General features: G+C 74.6%; 22 protein-coding genes. 12 read left to right on the top strand and 10 right to left on the bottom strand.

Annotated features, from left to right (window positions below; translation table 11 throughout):
- Positions 1–22: 22 nt before the first annotated feature.
- Positions 23–808: an alpha/beta fold hydrolase gene (locus tag ACFU9A_RS01605; RefSeq protein ID WP_430573513.1), complete on the bottom strand. Its 786-nt coding sequence runs from the start codon at positions 806–808 to the stop codon at positions 23–25.
- A 125-nt stretch (positions 809–933) separates the two neighbouring features.
- Here ACFU9A_RS01605 and ACFU9A_RS01600 point away from each other — a divergent pair, with 125 nt between their 5' ends.
- Positions 934–2,421 carry an SH3 domain-containing protein gene (locus ACFU9A_RS01600; protein WP_430573512.1) on the top strand — a complete coding sequence of 496 codons (1,488 nt, stop codon included), beginning with the start codon at positions 934–936 and terminating at the stop codon, positions 2,419–2,421.
- On the opposite strand, the gene ACFU9A_RS01595 is transcribed toward ACFU9A_RS01600, so the two are convergent.
- Positions 2,394–3,668 carry an MFS transporter gene (locus ACFU9A_RS01595; RefSeq protein ID WP_430573511.1) on the bottom strand — a complete coding sequence of 425 codons (1,275 nt, stop codon included), beginning with the start codon at positions 3,666–3,668 and terminating at the stop codon, positions 2,394–2,396. The genes ACFU9A_RS01600 and ACFU9A_RS01595 overlap by 28 nt on opposite strands.
- A gap of 89 nt (positions 3,669–3,757) precedes the next feature.
- On the opposite strand from ACFU9A_RS01595, the gene ACFU9A_RS01590 reads away from it, so the two are divergent.
- Entirely contained in the window at positions 3,758–4,603 is an 846-nt protein-coding gene (locus ACFU9A_RS01590; RefSeq protein WP_430573510.1) for a LysR family transcriptional regulator, read from the top strand.
- 76 nt (positions 4,604–4,679) lie between these two features.
- On the opposite strand, the gene ACFU9A_RS01585 is transcribed toward ACFU9A_RS01590, so the two are convergent.
- Both ACFU9A_RS01585 and ACFU9A_RS01580 read right to left on the bottom strand, forming a co-directional pair.
- Positions 4,680–7,403, bottom strand: a complete 2,724-nt coding sequence (locus ACFU9A_RS01585) for a M4 family metallopeptidase (RefSeq protein WP_430573509.1) — start codon at positions 7,401–7,403, stop codon at positions 4,680–4,682.
- A 124-nt stretch (positions 7,404–7,527) separates the two neighbouring features.
- A complete protein-coding gene (locus tag ACFU9A_RS01580) occupies positions 7,528–8,598 on the bottom strand; it encodes a hypothetical protein (protein WP_430573508.1) in 1,071 nt (356 codons plus the stop codon).
- Between the two features lie 116 nt (positions 8,599–8,714).
- Between ACFU9A_RS01580 and ACFU9A_RS01575 the strand changes: the two genes are divergently transcribed.
- Complete coding sequence (locus ACFU9A_RS01575) at positions 8,715–10,019, top strand: MFS transporter (protein ID WP_430573507.1); 1,305 nt, start codon at positions 8,715–8,717, stop codon at positions 10,017–10,019.
- On the opposite strand, the gene ACFU9A_RS01570 is transcribed toward ACFU9A_RS01575, so the two are convergent.
- Positions 9,994–10,383: an ArsR/SmtB family transcription factor gene (locus ACFU9A_RS01570; RefSeq protein WP_430573506.1), complete on the bottom strand. Its 390-nt coding sequence runs from the start codon at positions 10,381–10,383 to the stop codon at positions 9,994–9,996. The two genes, ACFU9A_RS01575 and ACFU9A_RS01570, sit on opposite strands and share 26 nt — an antisense overlap.
- Before the next feature lie 100 nt (positions 10,384–10,483).
- Here ACFU9A_RS01570 and ACFU9A_RS01565 point away from each other — a divergent pair, with 100 nt between their 5' ends.
- Positions 10,484–11,899: an FAD-dependent oxidoreductase gene (locus ACFU9A_RS01565; protein WP_430573505.1), complete on the top strand. Its 1,416-nt coding sequence runs from the start codon at positions 10,484–10,486 to the stop codon at positions 11,897–11,899.
- Positions 11,900–11,913: 14 nt separating this feature from the next.
- Here ACFU9A_RS01565 and ACFU9A_RS01560 read toward each other — a convergent pair whose 3' ends face one another.
- The 4 genes from ACFU9A_RS01560 to ACFU9A_RS01545 all read right to left on the bottom strand — a co-directional run bounded on the left by ACFU9A_RS01560 (position 11,914) and on the right by ACFU9A_RS01545 (position 14,448).
- Positions 11,914–12,348, bottom strand: a complete 435-nt coding sequence (locus ACFU9A_RS01560) for an arsenate reductase ArsC (RefSeq protein WP_430573504.1) — start codon at positions 12,346–12,348, stop codon at positions 11,914–11,916.
- 70 nt (positions 12,349–12,418) lie between these two features.
- The gene (locus tag ACFU9A_RS01555; RefSeq protein ID WP_430573503.1) at positions 12,419–13,282 is read right to left on the bottom strand and encodes a hypothetical protein; all 864 of its coding nucleotides are present in this window, start codon (positions 13,280–13,282) and stop codon (positions 12,419–12,421) included.
- 19 nt (positions 13,283–13,301) lie between these two features.
- Entirely contained in the window at positions 13,302–13,811 is a 510-nt protein-coding gene (locus tag ACFU9A_RS01550; protein ID WP_430573502.1) for a nucleoside deaminase, read from the bottom strand.
- A 37-nt stretch (positions 13,812–13,848) separates the two neighbouring features.
- Entirely contained in the window at positions 13,849–14,448 is a 600-nt protein-coding gene (locus ACFU9A_RS01545; protein ID WP_430573501.1) for a TetR/AcrR family transcriptional regulator, read from the bottom strand.
- 76 nt (positions 14,449–14,524) lie between these two features.
- On the opposite strand from ACFU9A_RS01545, the gene ACFU9A_RS01540 reads away from it, so the two are divergent.
- Positions 14,525–15,034 (top strand): GNAT family N-acetyltransferase, encoded by a 510-nt coding sequence (locus ACFU9A_RS01540; RefSeq protein ID WP_430573500.1) that lies wholly within the window; start codon positions 14,525–14,527, stop codon positions 15,032–15,034.
- A 20-nt stretch (positions 15,035–15,054) separates the two neighbouring features.
- Here the strand turns inward: ACFU9A_RS01540 and nhaA are convergent, their stop codons facing one another.
- Positions 15,055–16,878: a Na+/H+ antiporter NhaA gene (nhaA, locus tag ACFU9A_RS01535; protein WP_430573499.1), complete on the bottom strand. Its 1,824-nt coding sequence runs from the start codon at positions 16,876–16,878 to the stop codon at positions 15,055–15,057.
- A 218-nt stretch (positions 16,879–17,096) separates the two neighbouring features.
- Here nhaA and rpmG point away from each other — a divergent pair, with 218 nt between their 5' ends.
- From rpmG to ACFU9A_RS01500, 7 genes are all read left to right on the top strand, one after another.
- Positions 17,097–17,264, top strand: coding sequence for a 50S ribosomal protein L33 (gene rpmG / locus ACFU9A_RS01530; RefSeq protein ID WP_430573498.1), 168 nt, complete (start codon positions 17,097–17,099; stop codon positions 17,262–17,264).
- Positions 17,264–17,536 carry a type B 50S ribosomal protein L31 gene (locus ACFU9A_RS01525; protein ID WP_430573497.1) on the top strand — a complete coding sequence of 91 codons (273 nt, stop codon included), beginning with the start codon at positions 17,264–17,266 and terminating at the stop codon, positions 17,534–17,536. The genes rpmG and ACFU9A_RS01525 overlap by 1 nt, the downstream gene beginning before the upstream one ends.
- Before the next feature lie 130 nt (positions 17,537–17,666).
- Positions 17,667–18,995 (top strand): glycoside hydrolase family 125 protein, encoded by a 1,329-nt coding sequence (locus tag ACFU9A_RS01520; protein ID WP_430573496.1) that lies wholly within the window; start codon positions 17,667–17,669, stop codon positions 18,993–18,995.
- Between the two features lie 37 nt (positions 18,996–19,032).
- Complete coding sequence (locus ACFU9A_RS01515; RefSeq protein ID WP_430573495.1) at positions 19,033–19,983, top strand: carbohydrate ABC transporter permease; 951 nt, start codon at positions 19,033–19,035, stop codon at positions 19,981–19,983.
- A complete protein-coding gene (locus tag ACFU9A_RS01510; RefSeq protein ID WP_430573494.1) occupies positions 19,980–20,882 on the top strand; it encodes a carbohydrate ABC transporter permease in 903 nt (300 codons plus the stop codon). The genes ACFU9A_RS01515 and ACFU9A_RS01510 overlap by 4 nt, the downstream gene beginning before the upstream one ends.
- The gene (locus ACFU9A_RS01505) at positions 20,866–22,131 is read left to right on the top strand and encodes an ABC transporter substrate-binding protein (protein ID WP_430573493.1); all 1,266 of its coding nucleotides are present in this window, start codon (positions 20,866–20,868) and stop codon (positions 22,129–22,131) included. The genes ACFU9A_RS01510 and ACFU9A_RS01505 overlap by 17 nt, the downstream gene beginning before the upstream one ends.
- Complete coding sequence (locus ACFU9A_RS01500) at positions 22,128–23,279, top strand: glycoside hydrolase family 76 protein (protein ID WP_430573492.1); 1,152 nt, start codon at positions 22,128–22,130, stop codon at positions 23,277–23,279. The genes ACFU9A_RS01505 and ACFU9A_RS01500 overlap by 4 nt, the downstream gene beginning before the upstream one ends.
- Positions 23,280–23,281: the final 2 nt, after the last annotated feature.

Genomic DNA, 23,281 nt, shown 5'->3' with positions numbered 1-23,281 from the left:
CTCAGGGGGTCACCCCGAGGGGTCACCGCGCGGCGGGCGCCAGGAACCCCCGCACCAGCGGCGTCGCCACCGCCGCGCCCTCGTGGAAGTAGGCGTGCCGCAGCCCCGGCAGCACCTCGACGCGGGCGCCGGGCACCCGGTCGCCGAGCAGCGTCGCGTTGACCGCGGGGGCGAGGACGTCGTCCGCGCCGTGCAGCACCAGCGTGGGCGCCAGCACCCGCGGCAGGTGCTCCCAGGCGTCGTGCCCGTCGCTGGCGCGCAGGTGGGCGCGCCGGGCCTCCGGCGTCATCGACGGGTCGCCCTCGACCGTCGTCGGGCCCGGGTGGGCCTCGAGCCAGGCGGGCGTGTACATGAGGTCGAGCAGCGCGCGCCGCGCCGCGCGCCGGCCGGGCTGCACCATCGCGCGCCGCACCTCCCGCGTGCGCTCGACGGCGTGCGCGCCCCCCGGCGTCGTGCAGCCCAGCACCAGCCGGTCGAGCCGGTGCGGGTGGTCGACGGCGAACCACTGCGCCACGCGCCCGCCCATCGAGGTGCCGTAGACGTCCGCGCGCTCCAGCCGCAGGTCGTCGAGGACGGCGGCCACGTCGCCCGCGAGCCGGCGGGTGGTGAGCTCCCGGTCCGTGGGGCCGGAGGCGCCGGTGCCGCGCCAGTCGAGCGTGATCGTGCGGCGGCCGTCGCCCAGGCCGGCGCGGACCGGGTCCCACCAGCGGTGCGAGTTGGCCTGGCCGGCGAGCAGCACGAGCGGCGGGCCCTCGCCGTGCACCTGGTAGGCGATCGTGGCGGAGTCCTCGGCGATCGCGAACGGCACGGGGACCACCCTAGAGGGGCCCGGGTCGACGTTCGCCGCGCGCAACGAAGCGTTTCGACCTACCGTCCTGCTGACGGTGTCAACCCGACACGTCGATCGTGACCGGACTGGTGCCAGGGGGCGCAGTGAAGACATCGTCGGTTCAGCAGCGCCTCGGCGCGGTCCTGGGGGCCGCCGCCCTCGCCCTCGGCGTCGGGGTGGCCTCCGTGCTCGTCGCCCCGCCGGCCGGCGCGTCCTCCGGCGTCGTGGCGCCGCTGCCTGCGAAGACGTACTCCCTCTCGTCGTACTACGGGCCCCGCTGCATGCCCGTCGCGGGCGCGTCGACGTGGCACCTCGGGCAGGACATGGGCGCCGCGCGCGGCGTCCGCGTGGGCGCCATCGCCGACGGCGTCGTGCTGAAGGCGGGCGCGACCCCCGGCTTCGGCCAGGTCGTGGTGGTGCGGCACACCATCGGCGGGCGCACCGTCTCGTCCGTGTACGGGCACGTGGTCGACGGCGACCGGTACGTGCGCGCGGGCCAGAAGGTCTCCGCGGGGCAGCGCATCGCCGACGTCGGCTCCAGCGGCAACTCCACCGGCCCGCACCTGCACCTCGAGGTGTGGAACGGCGTCTACGGCGCGGGCGCGACGCACACCGACCCGCTCACCTACCTCCGCGGCCGCGGGGTCGACCTGCGCGCCACCGCGACGCGGGTCGCCGTGCGCAGCACGCCCACGTCGTGCACGTACTACGCGAGCAGCCAGGTCAACCTGCGCTCCGGGCCGTCGACCACGTCGCCCGTGCTCGCCGTCGTGCCGCGGGCCGCGACGCTCACCGCGAAGCCGGGCGCCGCGTCGGGCACCTGGCGGCAGGTGACGTACGGCGCGCGCACCGGCTGGGTCTCCGCCTCCTACGTGACCCCGCGCCGGCCCGCGACCGCCCCGCCGACGACCACCGCGCCGGCCGCGCCGACGGCGAAGACGGCGTACGTGAACGTCGCGTCGCTCAACCTGCGCACGGGCGCCTCGACGTCGTCCGGGGTGGTGGCGCACCTGGCGAAGGGCACGAAGGTGACGCGGGTGGCCGCGCCGTCGAAGGGCTGGGTGAAGATCACGACGGGCGGGCGCACCGGCTACGTGTGGGCGGCGTACCTGACCTCCACGGCCCCGGCGAAGCCGACCACGCCCACCACGCCCACCGCGCCGACGGCGACCGTGGCGTACGTGAACGCGGCGTCGCTGAACCTGCGCGCGAAGCCGTCGACGGCGTCGGCCGTCGTGGCCCGCCTGGCGAAGGGCACCAAGGTGACGCAGGTGGCCGCGCCGTCCAAGGGCTGGGTCAAGGTCAAGGCCGGCACCCGCACCGGGTACGTCGCGACGTCCTACCTGACCACCAAGGCGCCGGCGACCAAGCCCGGCACGACGACGCCCGCCGCCAAGGTCTCCTACGTGACCGTCGCGTCGCTCAACCTGCGGGCCAAGGCGTCGACGTCGTCGTCCGTGCTCGCCCGGCTGGCGAAGGGCACCAAGGTGACGCACGTCGGCGCGGCGTCGAAGGGGTGGCAGAAGGTGACCGTCGGCAAGCGCACCGGCTTCGTCTCGACCGCCTACCTGTCGGCGACCAAGCCGCGCTGAGCCGCGGGCCTCCGGTCCAGGCGGGCCGCGCCGGCCGCCGCGGCGACGGCGCCGGCGGTGGTGGCCGTCGACACGGCGACCACGCCGCCCCACCCGGCGCCCTCCCAGACGTGCGTCGTGACGGCACCCATGACGGCGCTGCCGACGTAGTAGGCGAAGAGGTAGGCGCTGGACGCCTGCGCGGTGCCGCGGCCCTGCCGGTGCGCGCGGTCCACCGCCCAGCCGCTGACCAGCGAGTGCGCGCAGAAGAACCCGACGGTGAGGACGCCGAGGCCCAGGACGACGGTCGTCACGGACGGCGGCGCCGTGAGGGCCACGCCCGCGGCGAGGAGCAGCAGCCCGACGACCACGGCGGTGCCGCGCCCGCGCCGTCGCGCCAGCAGCTGCGCGACGGACGGGGTGACGATCCCCACCGGGTACGCCAGGTACACGAGGGTGACGGCGCTGCCGAGGGAGAACGGCGGGGCCTCGAGCCGGAACGCGACGGCGTTGTACACCCCGACGAACGTGCCCATGCTGGCGAAGCCCACCGCGCACAGGAGCGCGACGACGGGGTCGCGCAGGGCCGACGCCGTGCCCGTGACCACGCTCGCGAGGCGCAGCGGTCGCGGCGTGAACCGGGCCGGCCTCGGCACCAGCACCCACAGGGCGCCGGCGGCCAGCAGCGTCGTGACGCCGAGCACCTCGGTGGCCAGCGGCCAGCCGCCGATCGCCGCGAGCGGGCCGGGCACGAGGCGGCCGACGGCGCCGCCCACCGCCGTCCCCGCGATGTACGCGGCGTTCGCGCGCGCGTGGGCGCCGGGGTGCATCTCCTCGCGCAGGTAGGCGAGCGCGACGGCGGGCAGGCCGGCCAGCGCGACGCCGGCCAGGCCGCGCAGCACGAGGAGGCTGCCCCACGTCGGGGCGAAGGCGCTCGCGAGTCCCAGCACGCCGGACGCCAGCAGCGACCAGCGCATGACCTCGACCCGGCCGAACCGGTCCGCGACCGGGCCCACGGCGAGCAGCGCGACCGCCATCGCCGCCGTCGTCACCGACAGGACCTGCGCGGACGCGCCCGCCGACACGTCGTAGTGCGCCGCGACCTGCGGCAGCAGCGGCTGCACGTAGTAGAGCAGGGAGAAGTTCGCGAGCCCGCCGGCCATCAGGCCCAGCAGCGTGCGGCGGTACGCCCGCGACCCGGGGCGGTGGCCCTCCAGGGGCGCGACGGCGGAGCGCGGGGAGCCGGAGAGCTCGGGGGCGGCGGTCACCGGTCCACGGTGCCCCCGGCGCGTCGATGCGCAAAATGATCCGGACGCGTCGCCTGATGCCAGAATCGCATCTGAGTCGAGGAGGCCGGATGGACGAGCAGACGCTGCGGGTGTTCCTGTCGCTGTGCGAGACGGAGAGCACCCGCGACACGGCGGCGCTGCTGCGGGTGGACCAGTCGACCGTGTCGCGCACGCTGGCGCGGCTGGAGGCGGGGCTCGGCGTCGAGCTGTTCCGCCGGCACGGCCGCCGCATCGCCCTCAACCGCGCGGGCCTCGGGTTCCGGGCGGACGCCGCGCGCGTCCTCGACGAGATCGAGGTGGCCCGCCGGCACGTGCGGCAGGAGGCCCTCGGCGCGCGGACGGTGCGGCTCGGCTTCCTGCAGTCCGTCGCGCGCTGGCTGGTGCCGCGCGTCGTGGCCGACCTGCGCCGCGACGACCCGGCGCGACGCTTCGAGCTGCGCCAGGGCTTCGCCCAGGACCTGTTCGGCTGGCTCGACGACGACGTCCTCGACCTCGCCCTCGTCACCCCGCCGCCGACGACCCGCCCCACGGGCTGGCGGCTGCTGCACGAGCAGGTGCTGTGCGTCGCCGTCCCGCCCGGGCACCGGCTCGCGGGCCGGGCCGGGGTCGGCGTGGGCGACCTGCAGGGGGAGCGGTTCGTCGCGTTCTCCCGCACCACCGAGCTGCGCGGAGTCGTCGAGGGGATGCTCGGCGCGCACGACGTGGAGGTGGAGATCGCCTTCGAGTCCAGCGAGGTCGACACCATCCGCGGGCTGGTCGCCGCCGGCCTCGGCGTCGCCGTGCTGCCCCGCCCCGAGCGGCCCGACGCCGCCGACCCCGTCTACGTGCCCCTGCGCCCCCGCACCACCCGCCGGCTCGGCGTGGCCTGGCCCGACCGGGCGCGCCAGCCCGCGGTGGTCGGGCTGCTCTCCTGATCCTCGCGACACGACGCCGGGGCGGCCCGCCCCCCGGACGGTCCCACCCCGGCGTCGCGCCGTCGTCGGCCCCTCGTCAGGCGCAGGTGCCCGCGAAGGTCGCGCGCGTGACGACGTCCGTGTCCGCGGCGGACGTGTCGAGCCACACGGCTCGCTGCCCGTCGCCGAGGGCCGGCGCCAGCTGCGCGCCGGTCGAGCAGGTCACGGCGCCCCACACGGCGGAGCCGGCGACGACGTCGGCCGTCGGCGCGACCTTCACCTTCGGCGGTCCCTGCCACGACCCGAGCGCGCCCCAGATGTCGTACGTCGAGTACGCGAGGTACGAGTCCGTCACGGAGAACTGCGCCAGGTAGAGCGACGCCGCGGTCCTGACCTTGGCCGCCTGCGACAGGTCGGCCAGCGGCGCCGACGAGAGCGACGTGGACGGCAGGAGGAAGTGCTGGTCGTCGCTGTAGAAGACGCGGTCGGACGTGAGCTGGATGTCCGAGACCAGCCCGAAGAGGAAGCCGCTGATGCGCTTCTTCTGCGTCTCGCCCGACGCGAGGTCGTGCACGTAGACCCAGGTGCCGTCGTCGCCCGCCCAGGCGACCGTGCCCTGCCGCATGGTCAGCGTGCTCGCGACGGTGCCCGCCTCGGGGGTGAGGTTGGTCGTGGTGCCGTCGTCGGTGCGGACCATCACGTCGGTCTCGCCGTCGGGCGTGGTGCGCAGCCACGCGAGCGTGCCGTTCGCGGTCACGGGCTCGGTCTCGTCCACGCCGGGCTCGTCCACGACCCGCTTGATCGCGCCCTGGCCCTTGTCGCCGACGCCGTAGATGCCGACGCCGTCCGCCGTGACCCGGGTGAAGACCACGCGCCGCGAGTCGACGGACGGGTCGAGCAGGAAGGCGCCCTCCTCGGCGACCTCGTGCCCGCTGCTGCCGTGCGGCTTGCTGAACCGTCCCACCGTAAGCCCGAACCTGTTCGCGCCCTGGTCCCAGGCGATCGCGTCGCCGTGGCTGATGACGTACGTGTCGCCGGAGACCTGCGCGGCCTCCTGGTCGACGCCGCCGTACAGCTCGTAGGCGGGGATCACCTGCGTCGCCAGGACGGTGCCGTCCTGGGTGCCGGCGCGCTGCTCCCAGCCCTCGGAGATGCCGTGCGCGTCGAACGCGGCGTCGACGGCGTCGAGCACGTCGTCGGAGACGTCGAGCGACTGTGCCGCCAGCGTCACGGCGTCGCGCATCGCGGTGTACCCCGACAGCGGCGTGAGGTAGTTCTGGGCCGCCCGGTAGACGATCTGGTCGGCGAGCCGCGGGTCGATCTCCTTGCGCAGGTCCCACAGGGCCCCGCCCACGATGGTCGAGTTGTAGTGCACGCCGCCGTTGTCGATGTCGAGGGTGATCATCTCGTAGTCGTCCTGGGTGGTGCGCCCGTCGTTCAGGTCGCGCAGGGCGCAGTCCTCGAGCGTGCCCTCGCCGTTGCACAGGTACTCGCCCACGTAGCCGGACGTCGGGTCGTCCATGGCGATGCCCTTGTCGGCGGTCTCCATCGCGTTGCCGAAGTAGTCCGAGATCGCCTCGTTGAGCGCGCCCGACTGGTTGAGGTAGACGAGGCCGGCCGAGTGCTCGGTGACGCCGTGCGTCATCTCGTGCCCGACGACGTCCAGGCCCACCGACAAGGGCACACCGTCCATGTGGCCGTAGACCATCTTGGAGCCGTCCCAGAACGCGTTGGCGTAGTCCTTGCCGTTGCTCGACACGTTGACGACGGAGTACATCGTGCCGCCCTCGCCGTCCACGCCGTCGCGCCCGAGCTCGTCGGCGAGGAACTCGTACACCTTGCCCGCGTTGACGTGCGCGTCGACGGCGCCGGACGTCGTGCTCGCGCCGTCGAAGACGTCCGTGGCGGACGACACGAGCGGCACCTGCTCCGGCACCGGCCCGCCGACGAGGTCGAGGTACGGGGCGCGCTCCGCGTCGTACGTGCGCAGCTGGCCGCCGGTGGCGTCGAACATCGACCGCGACGAGTCGACGAGGGTGAACGAGCCGTCGGCCTCGCGGTTCGCCTGCAGGGTCACCGCGCTGCCGTCCATGCGGGTGCCGGTCGCCTCGACCGGGTCGGCGTCGACGGCGTCCACGTTGTTGTACGACAGGACGATGCCGCCCACGTGCGCGTCGACGTACACCTCCTGGCGCACCGGGCTGCCGTCGGGCAGCGCGCCGCGGACCGTGAAGTGCCAGGTCAGGGAGCCGCCGGCCGCGTCGGGCAGCACGACGAGCCCGCCGCGCCCCACCTCCGCGCCGACGACGCGGCGCAGCGTGGGGTCGAGGGTCGTGAGGCGACCCTGGGCGGTCGCCTCGCTCACGGTCGGCGTCGTCGCCACCGTGAGGTCGGTGTACAGGGTGCCCGTGGCGGAGGTGACCTCCTGGGCGGGCGCCGCGGACCGCGCCGTCGCGGACCGCTCCGTCTGCACCGCGTACTGCGCGCCGAACACCGGCACGCCGTCGTGCCGCTGCTGGAGGCGCACCGCGGTCTGCGCGCCGTCGGTGGTGGTGCGGACGACCTGCAGGTCCGCCGCGGGGACGTCGTACAGGTCCTCGTGGTCGGCCATGTAGGCCAGTGCCGCCTGCCGCGGCGTCCCCGCGCGCGGTGCGTCGTCCAGCCCCTGCGTCGTCGCCGGGGCCACCGCCACCCCGGCGGGCGCCGCCGTCGTCGGTGCCGGGGTCTCGTCGCCCCACGCGGGCGCGGCCAGCACCACGGCGCCGGTCGTCGCCGTGGCGAGGCCCGCAGCGAGGATGCGTCGTGCTCGTCGTGTCGTCACCAGTACCCTCCCGTCCCGTGCGCGAGGCGTGCCCTCGCGCTCGATGCCGAGAAGGCTCTCCGGGGCCGGAGCCCCGGGCAAGGACCTGCGCCGGGCGCAAAGGCGCCACGGCGCAAAGCCGCCGTCACGGCTGCGGGAGGTCGTCCAGCCAGCCCGCGTCCGCGGCCCGCCAGCCGAGCTGGAACCGGGTCGCCGCTCCCACCGCCGACATGAGGGTCTGCAGGCGGCGCTGCACCGTGCGGTGCCCCATGCCCAGCCGGTGCGCGATCGAGGCGTCCGTCAGCCCGACACGCAGCAGCGCGAGGATGCGTCGGTCCACCACGTCGGGGCGGGCGTCCCCCTCGTCCTCGCCGTCGTCGCGGGGCAGCCCGAGCGGCCAGCCCCCGCGGAACGACTGCTCGAACAGGGTGCTCAGGGCGGTGAGCAGGCCGCTGCGGTGCACCACCAGCGACACCGGCTCCTCCGTCTGGTCGCGCACCGGGTCGAGGGGGAGGAGTGCCACGTCGTCGTCGGCGAGCACGAGCTTGATCGGCACGTCCTCCGACACCCGGATGTGCTGGCCCAGCTCGACGAAGCCGCCGAGGGCGCGCAGCGAGGCCGGCTCGTCGAGCCAGCGGACGTCCATCACGGTGCGGATCGCGACCCCGCGCTCCATCGCGCCGCGCTCGGCCTCGTCGAAGTTGTCCGCGAACGTGATGACCACGGTGCGGCTCGGGGTCGGCATCATCGTGCGGACCTGGTGGCGCGCCTCGTGCTGCATCGTCAGCAGCCGGCGGCGGATCGCCGCCTGCCCCACGACCACCTCGACCGGCCCGCCCCCGGTGCGCGACTGCGCGGCCCGGTGCCGGTCGGTGAGCTCCGCGACGGCCTCCTCCACCTCCCGCAGCGCGGCGCGGCGGGCGTCCAGCAGGGGAGCGAGCGCCAGGGTCGGGGACGTCGCCCGGTAGCGGACGACGACGTCGTCCCGCTCGGCGACGGCGAGCCCCAGCGCGACGAGTCGCTCCAGCATCGCGGTGACGGCCGCCGGCAGCGCCGGCCCGGCGCCCGGCGGGAGCAGGTCGGCGACCGTGCTGCCCGGCTGGTCCACGAGCTGTCGGTAGACGGCGTCCTGACCCGCGTCGAAGCCGGTCAGGGCCGCGATCGGCGGGCCCGGGACCGCGCCCGCGTCGTCGGGGGCGTCACGCTCTGTCAGCATCGGCCAGAACGTACCGCGTGCACGTCACGGCGGCGTGTCGGGCGGGCTACGCTGCCCGAGCCCGGCAACCGCAGCTCGGCGACCGCAGCCCGGCGACCACGAACGAGAGGCCTGCGATGGCGTCCCCCCAGCCCGTCCCGCGCCCCGGCCGAGCCGGGGTCGTGGAGGCCGCCGCGCGCGTCGCGACCGACGACGACCTCCGCCGCCGGCTCCAGCGCCGCACGCTCACCGTCGTCGTCGCGAGCCAGGTGCTGGGCGGCGCGGGGCTCGCGGCGGGCGTCACCGTGGGCGCGCTGCTCGCGCAGGAGATGCTGGGCGGGGAGGGCCTCGCCGGGCTGCCGACGGCCCTGTTCACCCTCGGGTCGGCGCTCGCGGCCTTCCTCGTCGGGCGGATCACGCAGCGCGCCGGGCGACGGGTCGGCCTCGGGCTGGGCTTCGCGGCGGGCGGCCTGGGCGCCGTCGGCGTGGTCACCGCGGCGGCGCTCGACGTCGTGCCGCTGCTGCTGGTGTCGCTGTTCGTCTATGGCGCGGGCACGTCGACCAACCTGCAGGCCCGGTACGCGGGCACCGACCTCGCGGCGCCCGACCGGCGGGCGACGGCGGCGAGCGTCGCCATGGTCTCGACGACGCTCGGCGCGGTCGCCGGCCCCAACCTCGTGGAGCCGCTGGGCGGCCTCGCGACGTCGCTGGGCCTCCCCGCCCTGGCCGGGCCGTTCCTGCTCGCGGCGGTCGCGTTCCTCGCCGCCGGGGCCACCCTGTTCGCGTTCCTGCGGCCCGACCCGTTCCTCGTCGCCCAGGAGCTCGCGCGGTCCGACGGCGCGCCCGTCGCCGCGGTGCCCGACGGTGACGGGCGCGGTCGGAGGGTGCCCGCGGGCGTCGTCGTCGGCGCGACCGTGATGGTGCTGACGCAGGTCGCGATGGTCGCGATCATGACGATGACCCCCGTGCACATGCGCGGCCACGGCCACGACCTGAGCGACGTCGGCCTCGTCATCGGCATCCACGTGGCCGCGATGTTCCTGCCCTCGCTCGTCACGGGCGCCCTCGTGGACCGGGTGGGGCGGGTGCCGATGGCCGTGGCCGCCGGCGTGACGCTGCTGCTCGCGGGCGTCACGGGCGCCGTGGCGCCGGGCGACTCGATGGGCCTCCTGATCCTGTCGCTCGCGCTGCTCGGCCTCGGCTGGAACTTCGGCCTCATCTCGGGCACCGCGCTCATCGTGGACGCGACCACCCCCGCGACGCGCGCCCGCACGCAGGGCACCGTCGACGTGCTCATCGCCCTCGCGGGCGCGGGCGGCGGCGCGATGTCCGGCGTCGTCATGGCCGGGTCGAGCTACGCCACCCTGGCCCTCGGCGGCGGCATCCTGTCGCTGCTGCTGATCCCGGTGCTGTTCCTCACCCGCGGGACGGCGCGGGCGTGAGCGCCGCGGACAGGGACCGGACGAGGCCGTCGACAGCGCCGGGCACCGCGCGGTAGTACGCCCAGCGGCCGCGCTGCTCGCGCTCGAGCAGGCCCGCCTCGACGAGGATCTTGAGGTGGTGGCTGACGGTCGGCTGCGAGAGGCCCACGGGCTCGGTGAGGTCGCAGACGCACGCCTCGTGCCCGTCGTGCGCCGCCACGATCGAGACGAGCTGCACTCGGGTGGGGTCGGCCAGGGCCTTGAGCTGCCGGGCCAGGTCCCGGGCGGTCCCGGGGTCGATGACGTCTCCCACGGACGGGGCGCAGCAGCCTGCCACGGCGCCGGGGTCCGGCCGGTCCGCCAGAGGGAGCTCGATCGTCGTCATGCCCGCCATCCTCGCACATATTGACAACCGTCGATAGGTGCATCACCATCGACCCATCGACGGACGTCGATGCATGCCGACGGAGATGTCAGGAGCGGTGATGAGCGAGATCGTGCGGAACGAGCTGCCGGTGGTCGTGATCGGTGCGGGCCCGGTGGGCCTGGCGGCGGCGGCGCACCTCCTGGAGCGCGGGCTGGAACCGCTGGTGCTGGAGGCGGGGGAGCGGGCGGGCGCAGCGATCGCGTCCTGGGGCCATGTGCGGCTCTTCTCGCCGTGGCGGTACGACGTCGACGCCGCGGCGCGGCGCCTGCTCGAGCCGACGGGCTGGGACGCGCCGGACCCCGACGCGCTCCCGACGGGCCGCGAGCTCGTGGACGCCTACCTCGCGCCGCTGGCCGCGACGCCGCAGCTCGCGCCGCGGATCCGTACCGGCGTGCGGGTGCTCGCCGTGGCGCGGGAAGGCGCGGACAAGACGCGCTCGCTCGGCCGCGAGCGGCGCGGCTACCGGGTGCGCACGGTGGGCGCCGACGGCCGCGTGGCCGACGTGCTCGCGCGCGCCGTCGTCGACGCCTCGGGGACGTTCTCGACGTCGAACCCGCTCGGGGTGAGCGGCCTGCCCGCCGCGGGCGAGGGCGAGGCCGCGCCGTTCGTCACGGGCCCGCTGCCCGACGTCCTCGGCGCGGACCGTGAGCGGTTCGCCGGGCGGCACACGCTGGTCGTGGGGATGGGGCACTCCGCGGCGAACACCCTGCTGAGCCTGGTCGAGCTGTCGGAGGCCGCGCCGGGCACCACGATCACGTGGGCGATACGCGGCGGCTCGGCGCGCCGTCTGTTCGGGGGCGGGGTCGACGACGAGCTGCCCGCCCGCGGGCTCCTCGGCACCCGCCTGCGCGAGGCCGTCGACGCCGGGCGGCTGCGCCTGCTGACCCGGGTGTCGATCGAGCGGCTGGTCCCCGGCCCCGAGTCGGTGCAGGTGCTCGGGACGGCCAAGCAGGAGCCCCTGGCCCTGGACGTCCACGCGATCGTCAACGCCACCGGCTTCCGCCCCGACCTGGGCATGCTGCGCGAGGTGCGCCTCGGCCTCGACCCCGTCGTCGAGGCCCCGAGCGCGCTGGCGCCGCTCATCGACCCCAACCAGCACTCCTGCGGCACCGTGCCGCCGCACGGCGAGGCGGTGCTGTCCCACCCGGACGACGGCTTCTACCTCGTGGGCATGAAGTCCTACGGCCGCGCGCCGACGTTCCTGCTGGCCACCGGGTACGAGCAGGTGCGCTCCGTCGCCGCGGCGCTCGCCGGGGACCGGGCGGCCGCCGACGCCGTCGAGCTGGACCTCCCCGCCACCGGGGTGTGCTCCTCCGACCTTGCCCTGACGGCCGACGACGAGGCCGGCGGCTCGTGCTGCGGCACCGCCCCGAGCGAGCCGCAGCTCGTCACGCTCGGCGTGGGCGCCCCCGCCGGGGTCGGCTTCGCCTCGGGCGTCGCGCACGGCCGTGCGGGCGACGGCGAGGACGCCTGAAGGCGGCGACGGGGTCAGTGGGCGACCGGGTCGACGCCGAGCGACGCGAGCAGCTCGAGCACCCGGCGCCTGATCTCGTCGCGGATGGGGCGCACGGCCTCGATGCCCTGCCCGGCGGGGTCGTCGAGCTCCCAGTCCTCGTACCGCTTGCCGGGGAAGATCGGGCAGGCGTCGCCGCAGCCCATGGTGATGACGACGTCGGAGGCCTGGACGGCGTCGGTGGTGAGGATCTTGGGCTGCTCGGCGGTGATGTCGATGCCGGCCTCGGTCATCGCCTCGACGGCGACGGGGTTGATGCGGTCGGCGGGCATCGAGCCCGCGGAGCGGACCTCCACGGCCCCGCCGGACAGGCTGCGCAGGAAGCCCGCAGCCATCTGGGAGCGGCCGGCGTTGTGCACGCAGACGAACAGGGCGGACGGCCGGTCGGCGGCGTCGGGACGGTCGGGCATGCCCTCATATTGATCGATGTCGATCTGCGGGCGCAAGGCCTGCGCGGACGCGCGGGTCCGGGGGTGCCGGTCAGGACTGCGGCTCGACCGGCCCGTCCTCACCGGCCACCAGCTCGCCGCAGCTGGTCTCCTGCGCCGTGACGACCACCGGCTCGTCGGGGCCGGCGCCGCGCGCCACGGTGGACTCCTCGCCGTTCGTGGCCGCGAGCGCGTCGTCGTCCAGGTCCACGAACGTGCGCGTCACGGTGAACGTCTCGCCCTTGCCGGTCGTGGCGTTCAGGCCTGCGAGGCGCAGAGCGCCGTCGACCTCTGTGCAGCCGACGCCGGTGCCGTGGCCCGTGAAGCCCTTGTCGAACGTGTAGGCGTCGCCGGCGAGGTTCTGCGTGGCGGCGAGGTCGCAGTCCGCCGCGGAGTACAGCTGGACCTCGCGGCCGGTGTCGACCAGGGCGACCGGCGCCGTGCCGTCGCCCGCCGCGACCACGTTCACCACGGCGGACGCGCGCTGCGGGCTCGCGGAGTCGACGGCGACGGAGAACGTGGCGCCGGACGCCGTGGTGATGCCGAACCGGCGGTCCGGGCCGCCGGTGAGCCAGGCGGTGTCCGCCTCGCCGTCACCGTCGACGTCCACCACCTCGTGGGTGTCCGCGCCGGACGGCGTGCCGTCGTCGGTGGCGGGACAGCCCGCCGCGCCCGTGGGGTCGGTCGAGGCGTCCGGGGTGCCCGTCCCGTCGGGCGTGGGGTCCGTGGCGCCGGTGGCCGGGTCGTCGGCGGACGTCGTGGCCGTGGGGCTCGGCGCGGCGGCGGGCGCCCCGCCGCCGCTGCCGCGCACGACCAGCCATGCGACGACGGCGACCGCCACGACCGCCACGACGACGACCACCCGCCAGGTCCACGGGCTGCGGGCGGGGGAGGTGGGCTCGGGGGAGGTGCTCATGTTCCCCAGGCAATCACCGTCAGGCGGGGTCGTGCACCCCGTGGAGGCGTGCGTGCAGGGCGCGGACCTCGTCCGCGAGCTCCGGGGCGGGGCCGCGGGTCGGCACCCCGGGCGCGACCTCGCCCACGGGCAGCGGGGCGACCGGGCCGGCGGGGACGCCCCACTCCTGCAGCCATGCGCCGAGCTGTGCGGTGCCGGTGGCGTAGACGATCGGGCCGAGCCCTACCCACGCGTGCGCCGCGCTGCACATGGGGCAGTGCTCGCCGGACGTGTACACGGTGGCCTCGCGCCGCTCCTGCGGCGTCAGGTGCTCGGCCGCCCAGCGGGCGATCTCGAACTCCGGGTGGCGGGTCTGGTCGCCGTCCTTGACGCGGTTGCGGTCCTCGAACCGCACGACGCCGCTCGCGTCGACGAGGAGCGAGCCGAACGGCTCGTCCCCGTCCTCCAGCGCCTCGCGGGCGAGGTCCACGCACCGGCGCAGGTGCGGCAGGTCGTCGGCGGTCGGTGCCGGAGAGCTCTGGTATCCCATGTGGCCATCATCGCCCACGGCCCGCCCGTCCGGGAGGTCAGGCGGCGGGCGATGCCGCCAGCTGGCTCCGGACGGCGGCGGTGACCCGAGCGTCGTCACCCGTGGCGAGCAGGTCGAGCAGCGCGCCCCTCAGCAACGCGAGGACGGCGGTGCGCCGGGCCAGCCCGCCGGCCGAGCCGCGCTCGGCCGGCGGCTGGTGGCCGGCGAGGACGCCGAGCCAGTCCTCGACCGTGGCTCGCGCGAAACCGTGCCAGGGCCCGTCCGCCCCCTCCGTGGCGACCAGGGACCGGGCGTACGACTCCGCCCAGAGCCGCAGCAGCGGCCGGTGCGCCGGGTCCGCCAGCCAGTCCCACACGTGCCCCGCCGCGTCGGTCAGTCCGCGGGCGTCCGCACCGTCGCCCGCCGCGCCGAGCCGCCCCAGGATCCCCATCTCGTCCTCGCGGGCGCGGGCGAGCAGCGCGCGCACCAGCCCGTCCTTGGAGCCGAACAGCAGGATCAGCACCCGAGGGCTGGACCCCACGGCGGCCGCGAGCGGGCGCAGCGAGATGTCGGCCAGGCCGTGCTCCAGGGTGTAGCGGTAGGAGGCCTCGAGCAGCTCGGCCCGGCGGGGGGAGGGGGGTGGTGCCTGGCGGGTCATGCGGGCTATCCTAGTCGGCAGTGAAACAGTCGTTTCAGTCGGCGGCAGCCTGCCGACACGGTGGACGGAGGGGCGCATGACCGGGGCAGCCATCGCGAGAGACGTGGTCGTGCGGAGCGCGGACCGGCCGGGCGACCTTGGGTGGGTGGTGCAGACGCACGGCGAGGTGTACCACCGCCAGCTCGGCTGGGACACCGGGTTCGAGGCGCTCGTCGCGCGGATCGTGGCCGACTTCGCGGGGTCGCACGACCCGCGCCGCGAGGCCGGGTGGATCGCGGAGGCCGACGGCGAGCGGGTGGGCTGCGTCTTCCTCGTCGCCGATCCCGAACCCCGGGTGGCGCGGCTGCGCATCCTGCTGGTCACCCCGGAGGCACGGGGCCTCGGCGTGGGCACCCGGCTCGTGGCCGAGTGCCTGCGCTTCGCGCGCGACGCCGGCTACGAGCGCGTGGACCTGTGGACCAACGACGTGCTTGCCTCCGCGCGCCGCATCTACGCGGCTGCCGGGTTCGCGCTGGTGGACGAGCAGCCGCACCACAGCTTCGGCCATGACCTCGTCGGCCAGACCTGGTCGCTCCCTCTGACCTGAGCCGACCGGCCTGGGCCGGGTCACGACCGCCGACGGAGCGCGGGGTCGTCCTCGTGCGCCTCGAGCGCGGCGATCAGGGTGCGCGCGTCGTGCGGTCCGCGGTGCCGGACGCCGTCCAGGTAGAACGTCGGGGTGCCGCGCGCGCCGGACGCGATCGCGCTCGCCTCGTCCGCCCGGACGCGGGCGTGCAGGGTCTCGTCGATCATGTCGGCGTCGAACCGCTCGAGGTCGAGGCCGAGCTCCGCCGCGTGCTCGCGCAGGTCGCCGGGCTCCAGGCGCGACTGGTGCGTGAACAGCTGGTCGTGCATCTCCCAGAACCGCCCCTGCCGCTCGGCGGCCTCGGCCGCGACGGCGGCGAGGTAGGCGTGCGGGTGCACGTCCTCCAGCGGCAGGTGCCGCACGACGTACCGCACCCGGTCGCCGAAGTGCGCGCGCAGCTCGGCGCCCATGCCGGTGGCGCGGGCGCAGAACGGGCACTCGAAGTCGAGGTATTCGACGACGGTGTGCGCGGCGTCGGCGTCGCCCTTCGCGTGGTCGCGCTCGGGGTCGACGACGGGGGTGAGGGCGACGGGCAGGTCCGCGCTCGCCTCGCCGTACCGGACGCGCGCGACGGTGAAGATCGCCCACCCGAGCAGGGTGGACAGCACCATCGCGATGAGGATGCCGACGGTCGCGGCCTGCCCGGCGGGCGTGCCGTCGAACGCGAGGTCCACGACCAGCAGCGACACGGTGAAGCCGATGCCGGACAGGGCCGCGCCGCCCAGCACGCTGCCCGGGCCGACGCCGTCGGGCAGCCGGCCGAGGCCGGCGCGGATCGCGCCCCAGGTGCCGATGCCGATGCCCACCAGCTTGCCCACGACGAGGCCGGCCACCACACCCCACGTGATCACCGAGCCGAGCGCGGCGCCCAGGGCGCCGCCGCGCAGGTCGATGCCCGCGTTGGCGAGGGCGAACAGCGGCACGACGACGAGGGACACGGGGCCGCGCAGCACGTCGTGCAGGCGGTGGTTGACCGAGATGGACCGGGCGAGGCCCGCGCGGGCGTTGCGGGCGACGGCGGCGCTGGGCGACTGCCAGTAGTCGCGGAACAGGCTCTTGGCCTGGAGCACGTCGTCGCGCCGCGTCGCGACGGCGGGCACGAGGAGGCCCGCGAGCATGCCCGCGATCGAGGGGTGGACGCCGGCCTGGACGGTGGCGCCCCACAGCACGACGACGACCAGCACGTAGGGCGAGCTGCGCCACTCGCGCATCCGGCCCAGCAGCCACAGGGCTCCCAGGCTGAGCGCCGCGACGACGAGCGGGGCGACGCGCACGTCCTCGGAGTAGACGACGCCGATGATGCCGACGGCGAGGAAGTCGTCCACCACGGACAGGGTGAGCAGGAAGACGCGCAGCTGGCTCGACATCGCCGGCCCGACGAGCGCGAGCGCCCCCAGCAGGAACGCGGTGTCGGTGCCGACCACGACCCCCCAGCCGTGCGGGTCGGCGTTGCCGGCGACGGCGAGGAAGATCAGCGCCGGCACGATCACGCCGAGGGTGCCCGCGACGAGCGGCACGAGGCGCTGGCTGCGCTGCCGCAAGGAGCCGATCGCGAGCTCCTGGCGCACCTCGAGGCCGACGACGAAGAAGAACAGCACCATGAGGCCGTCGTTGACCCAGTGGTGCAGGTCCATGTCGAAGCGCAGGTCGCCGATGTCGACGTGGATCGGCAGCGCCCAGAGCTGCTCGTACGCGCCCGACAGCGGCGAGTTCGCCCACACCAGGGCGAGCAGCGTGACGCCCACCAGCAGCAGGGCGGCGCCCGACTCGGTGCGCAGCCGTTCGGCCAGCGCGCGTACCGCCATGCGTGTCTCCCGTCCGTGGTGGGTGCGGGTCCGCGAGGAGCGTACGACGCTCCCGGCCCGCCGGCCGCTGGGGGAACATCCGTGCGGGCCGCGGGTGTTCCCGGGGGCGAGGCGCGAGTGCGCGGAGGGGAACCGGGAATGTTCGACCCCCCGCCCGGGTTGTGGACCACGGAAGTTGAGAATCGTTCTCATCCCGACCAGGCACGAGGAGCAGCCGGATGGCATCCCGCACGGACCTGCGCCCGATCATCACCCTCCGCTCGACGGCGGGGACGGGCTTCACGTACGTGACCCGCAAGAACCGGCGCAACGACCCCGACCGTGTCGTGCTGCGCAAGTACGACCCCGTGGCCCGCCGCCACGTCGACTTCAGGGAGGCACGCTGATGAAGAGCACCATCCACCCCACCTACGGACCCGTCGTCTTCCGCGACACCAGCGCCGGCACCGCGTTCCTCACGCGCTCGACGCTGGCGGGCGACGCCGCCTCCGGCCCCGGCCGCCCCGCCCGCACGATCGAGTGGGAGGACGGCCGCACCTACCCCGTGGTCGACGTCGAGATCTCGAGCGCCAGCCACCCGTTCTGGACGGGCGCCGCGCGCGTGGTCGACACCGCCGGCCGCGTGGAGAAGTTCCGCCGCCGCTACGGGCAGCGCTGACCGCACGACCTGCAGGGCCCGCGGCACGACACGTGCCGCGGGCCCTGTCGTGTGCGCGGGTCTGGTCACCGCACCGCGTCGCTGATATGTTCCATCTATTAGATATATATAAACGAGGAAGCGGGAGTGCATGGACCACGCAGGCCCACCGATGCTGGACGACGGCGTCCTGGAGGAGGTGACCGCCCGCGTCGCCGCGGCGTTCGACCACCGCACGGGCGTCGTCTTCGCCGACGCGATGCGACGGACGCTCGACGACGCGGTGCTCCTCGAGCCCGACGGCACCGGGTTCGTGCTCACCGGGGACATCCCGGCGATGTGGCTCCGAGACTCCGCGGCCCAGATGCGCCCCTACCTGGCGCTGCTCGGCCTGGACCCCCGGCTGGGGGACGTCGTCGCGGCCCTGGTGCGACGGCAGAGCCACCAGATCCTCCAGGACCCGTACGCCAACGCGTTCAACCGCGGCCCCGACGGCGCCGGCCACCAGAGCGACGACACCGACATGGCGCCGGAGGTCTGGGAGCGCAAGTACGAGGTCGACTCGCTGGCCTACCCGCTGCAGCTCGCGCACCAGCTGTGGCAGGCCACCGGGCGCACCGACCACCTCGACGGCGCGTTCCGCGACGCCGCCGCGCTGGTCGTCGCGACCCTGCGGACCGAGCAGGACCACGCCGCCCGCTCGTCGTACCGGTTCCAACGGTTCGACGGCGCTCCCACGGACACGCTCACGCACGGCGGCCACGGGTCGCCGGTCGGCGTCACCGGGATGACGTGGAGCGCGTTCCGGCCCAGCGACGACGCGTGCGTCCACCACTACAACGTGCCCGGGAACCTCTTCGCCGCCGCGTCGCTGCGCGACCTCGCCGAGCTCGCCCGCGGCCCCCTCCCGGACCCGGACCTCGCGGCCGACGCCGACGCCCTCGCGGCCGAGCTCGACGACGCGACCCGGCGGCACGGGGTCGTGGACCACCCCCGGCACGGGCCGGTGCTCGCCTACGAGGTGGACGGCCTCGGGCACCACCTGCTGATGGACGACGCCAACATGCCGAGCCTGCTCTCGCTGCCGCTCACCGGCGGGATCGCCCTCGACGACCCGCTCTACGTCGCGACGCGGCGCTTCGTCCTCAGCGAGGACAACCCGACCTACACCCGCGGCACGACCGGCGACGGTCTGGCCAGCCCGCACACCCCCGACCGCTACGTGTGGCCCCTCGCGGCCGCCGTCCGCGGGCTCACCTCGACGGACCCCGCCCGGAAGCGCGCCGTCGTCGCGGACCTGCTCGCCGTGAACGCGGAGCGCGGGCGGATGTGCGAGTCGTACCACGTGGACCGTCCCGAGCAGTTCACCCGGGAGTGGTTCAGCTGGGCGGACTCGATGTTCTGCGAGCTCGTGCTCGACGTCATCGGGTACCACGTCCCCGGGGCACCCGGGGCGGAAGTGTTCAGGCACGCCGCATAGGCGGACGTGCGGATCGGCGAAGGAGGCGATCTGAACCATGACGGTGACGACGGCGGCAACGGCGCCGCCGGGGAACCGGGAGGCGTCCGCGCCCCCGCCCCAGGCATCGCGAGGACCCTCGCGGCAATGGCGGATCCAGGAGCGGTGGGGGTGGCTGTTCGTCGCCCTGCCCATGCTCCTGTTCGCCGTCTTCGTGCTCGTCCCGGCGGGCATGGCGCTCGTCATGAGCTTCACGAGCTACTCGGTCATCGGTGACTCGCAGTGGCTCGGGCTCGACAACTACCGGCGGCTCCTCCTCGACCCGTACTTCGCCATCGCGCTGCGGAACACGGCCTACTACACCCTGCTGTTCGTGCCGCTCGGCATCGTCGTCGCGCTCGCCACCGCGCTGCTGCTCAACCGGAACGTGCGGGTCGCGTCCCTGTTCCGCACGTTCTTCTACGTGCCGGTCGTCTCCTCGACGGTCGCGACGGCGACGATCTGGTACTGGATGCTCAACCCGCAGTTCGGGATGATCAACGTGGCCCTCGGCTGGTTCGGCATCGACGGGCCCGCCTGGCTGTACGACTCGGCGTGGGCCATGCCGGCGATCGTCATGATGAGCGTCTGGGCCGGCTTCGGCACCAACATGATGATCTATCTCGGCGGGCTCCAGGGCATCCCCCCGCAGCTCTACGAGGCGGCGCGCATCGACGGCGCCGGGTGGTGGCAGCAGCTGCGGTACGTCGTGATGCCGAGCCTGTCCCGCACCACGTTCCTGGTCTCGACGCTGCTGGTCATCGGGGCGTTCCAGGTCTTCGACCAGGCCTACGTGCTCACCAAGGGCGGCCCCGGCAACTCGACGATCACGCTCGTCTACTACATCTATACGCAGGGCTTCGGGAACCTCGAGATGGGCTACGCGTCCGCCATCTCCTTCGTGCTGTTCCTGATCATCGCCGTCTTCGCGGTGATCAACGCCCGCGTCACGGGGAAGGACAACACGTGAGCGCCCAGGCCGTCCCCCTCCAGCACAGCCGCCGCACCCCCGCCCAGCACGTGTCCGTCGCCCTGTGGTGGGTGGCCGTGGTGGTCGTCGCGATCCTCACGGTCTTCCCGCTCCTGTGGACGCTCGTCACGTCGCTCAAGCCCGCCGGGGACATCCTCTCCGGGGCGCTGGACCTGATCCCGCGGACCGTGACCCTCGAGAACTACCAGCGGGTGGTCACGGAGGTGCCGTTCGGGCGGTACTTCCTCAACTCGATGGTCCTCGCCGTCGGCGGCGTGGTGCTCAACCTGTTCTTCGGCTCCCTCGCCGGGTACGCGTTCGCCAAGCTGAAGTTCCGTGGGCGCCGGGCGCTGTTCGTCACGCTGCTGGGGTCCCTCATGGTGCCCGGCATCGTGACGATGGTGCCCTCGTTCCTGGTGCTGCGGGCCATCCCGTTCGCCGGCGGGAACAACGTCCTCGGCCAGGGCGGCGTCGGCCTCCTCAACACGTACTGGGCGATCATCCTGCCGGGCGCCGCGGGCGCGTTCGCGGTGTTCTTCATGCGGCAGTTCTTCTCGTCGATCCCCGACGAGCTCGGCGAGGCCGCACGGATCGACGGCGCGTCGGAGTTCCGGATCTTCGCCCAGGTGTACCTCCCGCTGGCGAAGGCGGGCGCCGCCGTCCTGGCCATCCTCACCTTCCAGGCCGGCTGGAACGCCTTCATGTGGCCGCTCATCGTGCTCAACGTCCAGGAGATGTGGACGGTCCAGGTGGGGCTCGCGTCGTTCGTCACGGACTACGCGACCGACTACGGCCCGCTCATGGCCGGCACCGTGATCACGAGCCTGCCGGTGCTGCTCCTGTTCGTCTTCGCCCAGCGCTACATCATCGAGGGGGTCTCCCATGTCAACGCTCGTTAGCCGCCGCGCCGTGCTGCGGGCGCTCGGCCTGGGTGCCGGCGCCGCCGCCCTGGCCTCCTGCGCCGCGCCGAACCGGCCGCGGTACACGGCGGACGGGGCGCGCCGCCTCACCATGTGGGGCAGCTGGTCCGGCGACCAGGCCACGCAGATCCAGACCCAGCTCGACGCGTTCAACGCCGCCCAGCAGGACTTCGCCTTCCACTACGTGCCGCAGGGCGCGCTCGAGGAGAAGATGCTCACGGGCATCGCGTCGGGGAACGTGCCCGACCTCGTGCTGTGGGACCGGTGGCAGACCGCCAAGTACGGGCGCCGCGGGGCGCTGCAGCAGATCGACGCGTGGGCCGCGCGCGACGGCGTGGACCTCGGTGACTTCTACGCCGAGGCGGTGCGCGAGATGAGCGTGGGGGAGCAGGCCTTCGGCCTGCCCCTGATCGTCGACACCCGCGCGATCTTCTACAACAAGGCGCACCTGGACGAGGCCGGCATCGCGCCGCCGACGACCTGGGCCGAGCTGGCCGACGCCGCGGAGGCCCTGACGGTCCGCAAGGGCGGGCGGCTCGAGCGCGCCGGGTTCGAGATCCAGGACGTGGGCCTGTTCTCGATGTGGCTGGGCCAGGCCGGCGGGCGGCTGCTCGACCCCACGGAGCGCTACACCGCGTTCGACTCCCCGCAGGGGCTCGAGGTCCTGGACTTCTGGGACGACCTGCTGCACGAGCGCCGCGTCTACGAGCTCGGCTTCTCCGACGGCATCGACGCCTTCGCGCAGGGCGCCGTGTCGATGAAGTACGACGGCCCGTGGAACTTCCCGACGTGGGACGCCGTCGACGGGCTCGAGTACGGCGTCGTGCCCGCCGTCGTCGGGCCCCAGGGCGACACCGGCGCGTCCATGGGCGGCTTCGGGCTCGTCGTCCCCACCGACGCGCCCTGCCCCGAGGGGGCGTGGGAGCTCATGAAGTGGTGGGCCGTGGACCAGGAGAACAGCCTCGCGTTCTCGAAGATCAGCAAGAACATCCCCGCGAACGTCGAGGCGTCGAGGCGCGCGGTGGACGCGGTGGACGACCGGTTCCGCCCGATGGTGAAGACCATCGAGGTCGCGAAGGTCCGTCCGCCGGTCCCCGGCTACTCGGACGTCGAGACGCTCGCCCTCATCCCCGCCCTGCAGCAGGTGATGTCCGGCGACCTGGGCGGCAGCGCCGCCCTCGCCGACGCCGCCGCCCAGGGCGACCGCATCCTGGAGGCCAACCGATGACGACCACGACCACCGGCGACACGGCGGTGCGCACCTGGGCGCGGCGCGCCGACGTCGCCCAGCACAGCGTCGACCTGCTCTACGGGGCGCCGTCGCCGCAGCTGCTGCACAACGCGCACCCCGAGCCCACCGACGACACGTTCAACTACTGGTGGCTCGCGCACGTGGTCGACTGCCGGCTGGACGCCTTCGCCCGCACGGGCGACGACGCCTGGCTGGACGCCGCGCGCGCGACGGCGGCCAACATCCGTGAGCGCAACGGCGGCAGCCTGTTCAACGACTACTTCGACGACATGCTCTGGTACGCGCTGGCCCTGCTGCGGCTGGTCGAGGCGACCTCCGACGAGGCCGAGCAGGCCGCCGTCGAGTCGGACGTGCTGGCGCTGTGGGAGCACGTCGTGGAGCTCGGGTGGAACGACACGCACGGCCCGTCGCTGTCGTGGCGCAAGCAGCAGCCGGACTACAAGAACACCCCCGCCAACGGGCCGTTGGCGATCCTCGGCGCGAGGCTGGCGCGGCGCACGGGCGACGGGCGCTACCTGGACCGCGCCCTGGCGACGGTCGCGTGGCTCGAGGAGCACCTGGTCGGGCCGGACGGCTTCGTCGAGGACGGGCTCGGGCGCGAGGGCGGCACGGACGTCGACACGCACTGGCGCTTCACCTACAACCAGGGCTTGTACATCGGTGCCTGCACCGAGCTGTACAGGTCCACGGGGGACGCGGCGTGGCTCGACAAGGCGGAGCGGACGGCGCTGACGTCGGTGCGCGAGCTCGCCACGGGCGGGGTGTTCCGCCGGGAGGGGGAGCTGGTCGACGACGACGTGCGGGACACGGCGGGCGGCGACGTCGGCCTCTTCAAGGGGGTCTGGTACCGCTACGCGGCGGCGCTGCTCGAGGAGCGCGCCGTCCCCGCGGTCGACGACCTGCTCGCGTCGAGCGCCCAGGCGCTGTGGGCGCACGGCACGGTGCCCGTCGACGACGTCCGGGCGGCCGACGGGGCCCCGCCGGCCGCCGTCGAGGCCCTGCGGGGAGCGGGCGTCGTGCTCCGGCCCGGCGACGACTGGGCGCGCCCGGCGCCGTCCCAGGTCGGCTACTCGACCCTGCTGAGCGCCGTCATGGCGCTGGAGATGCGCGCCCGGCGTGCCTGACC

This window comes from Isoptericola sp. NPDC057653, assembly GCF_042799955.1.
In the GTDB taxonomy this organism is placed as follows: domain Bacteria; phylum Actinomycetota; class Actinomycetes; order Actinomycetales; family Cellulomonadaceae; genus Isoptericola.
Note: the sequence above shows the minus strand (reverse complement) of the source record. Positions and strands in the feature narration are given on the sequence as shown.

Coding starts and splice junctions, on each gene's coding strand:
- ACFU9A_RS01590 (WP_430573510.1), top strand. CDS start 3,758: ATGGACGAGCAGACGCTGCGGGTGTTCCTGTCGCTGTGCGAGACGGAG.
- ACFU9A_RS01580 (WP_430573508.1), bottom strand. CDS start 8,598: ATGCTGACAGAGCGTGACGCCCCCGACGACGCGGGCGCGGTCCCGGGC.
- ACFU9A_RS01575 (WP_430573507.1), top strand. CDS start 8,715: ATGGCGTCCCCCCAGCCCGTCCCGCGCCCCGGCCGAGCCGGGGTCGTG.
- ACFU9A_RS01570 (WP_430573506.1), bottom strand. CDS start 10,383: ATGACGACGATCGAGCTCCCTCTGGCGGACCGGCCGGACCCCGGCGCC.
- ACFU9A_RS01565 (WP_430573505.1), top strand. CDS start 10,484: ATGAGCGAGATCGTGCGGAACGAGCTGCCGGTGGTCGTGATCGGTGCG.
- ACFU9A_RS01560 (WP_430573504.1), bottom strand. CDS start 12,348: ATGCCCGACCGTCCCGACGCCGCCGACCGGCCGTCCGCCCTGTTCGTC.
- ACFU9A_RS01555 (WP_430573503.1), bottom strand. CDS start 13,282: ATGAGCACCTCCCCCGAGCCCACCTCCCCCGCCCGCAGCCCGTGGACC.
- ACFU9A_RS01550 (WP_430573502.1), bottom strand. CDS start 13,811: ATGGGATACCAGAGCTCTCCGGCACCGACCGCCGACGACCTGCCGCAC.
- ACFU9A_RS01545 (WP_430573501.1), bottom strand. CDS start 14,448: ATGACCCGCCAGGCACCACCCCCCTCCCCCCGCCGGGCCGAGCTGCTC.
- ACFU9A_RS01540 (WP_430573500.1), top strand. CDS start 14,525: ATGACCGGGGCAGCCATCGCGAGAGACGTGGTCGTGCGGAGCGCGGAC.
- nhaA (WP_430573499.1), bottom strand. CDS start 16,878: ATGGCGGTACGCGCGCTGGCCGAACGGCTGCGCACCGAGTCGGGCGCC.
- rpmG (WP_430573498.1), top strand. CDS start 17,097: ATGGCATCCCGCACGGACCTGCGCCCGATCATCACCCTCCGCTCGACG.
- ACFU9A_RS01525 (WP_430573497.1), top strand. CDS start 17,264: ATGAAGAGCACCATCCACCCCACCTACGGACCCGTCGTCTTCCGCGAC.
- ACFU9A_RS01520 (WP_430573496.1), top strand. CDS start 17,667: ATGGACCACGCAGGCCCACCGATGCTGGACGACGGCGTCCTGGAGGAG.
- ACFU9A_RS01515 (WP_430573495.1), top strand. CDS start 19,033: ATGACGGTGACGACGGCGGCAACGGCGCCGCCGGGGAACCGGGAGGCG.
- ACFU9A_RS01505 (WP_430573493.1), top strand. CDS start 20,866: ATGTCAACGCTCGTTAGCCGCCGCGCCGTGCTGCGGGCGCTCGGCCTG.
- ACFU9A_RS01500 (WP_430573492.1), top strand. CDS start 22,128: ATGACGACCACGACCACCGGCGACACGGCGGTGCGCACCTGGGCGCGG.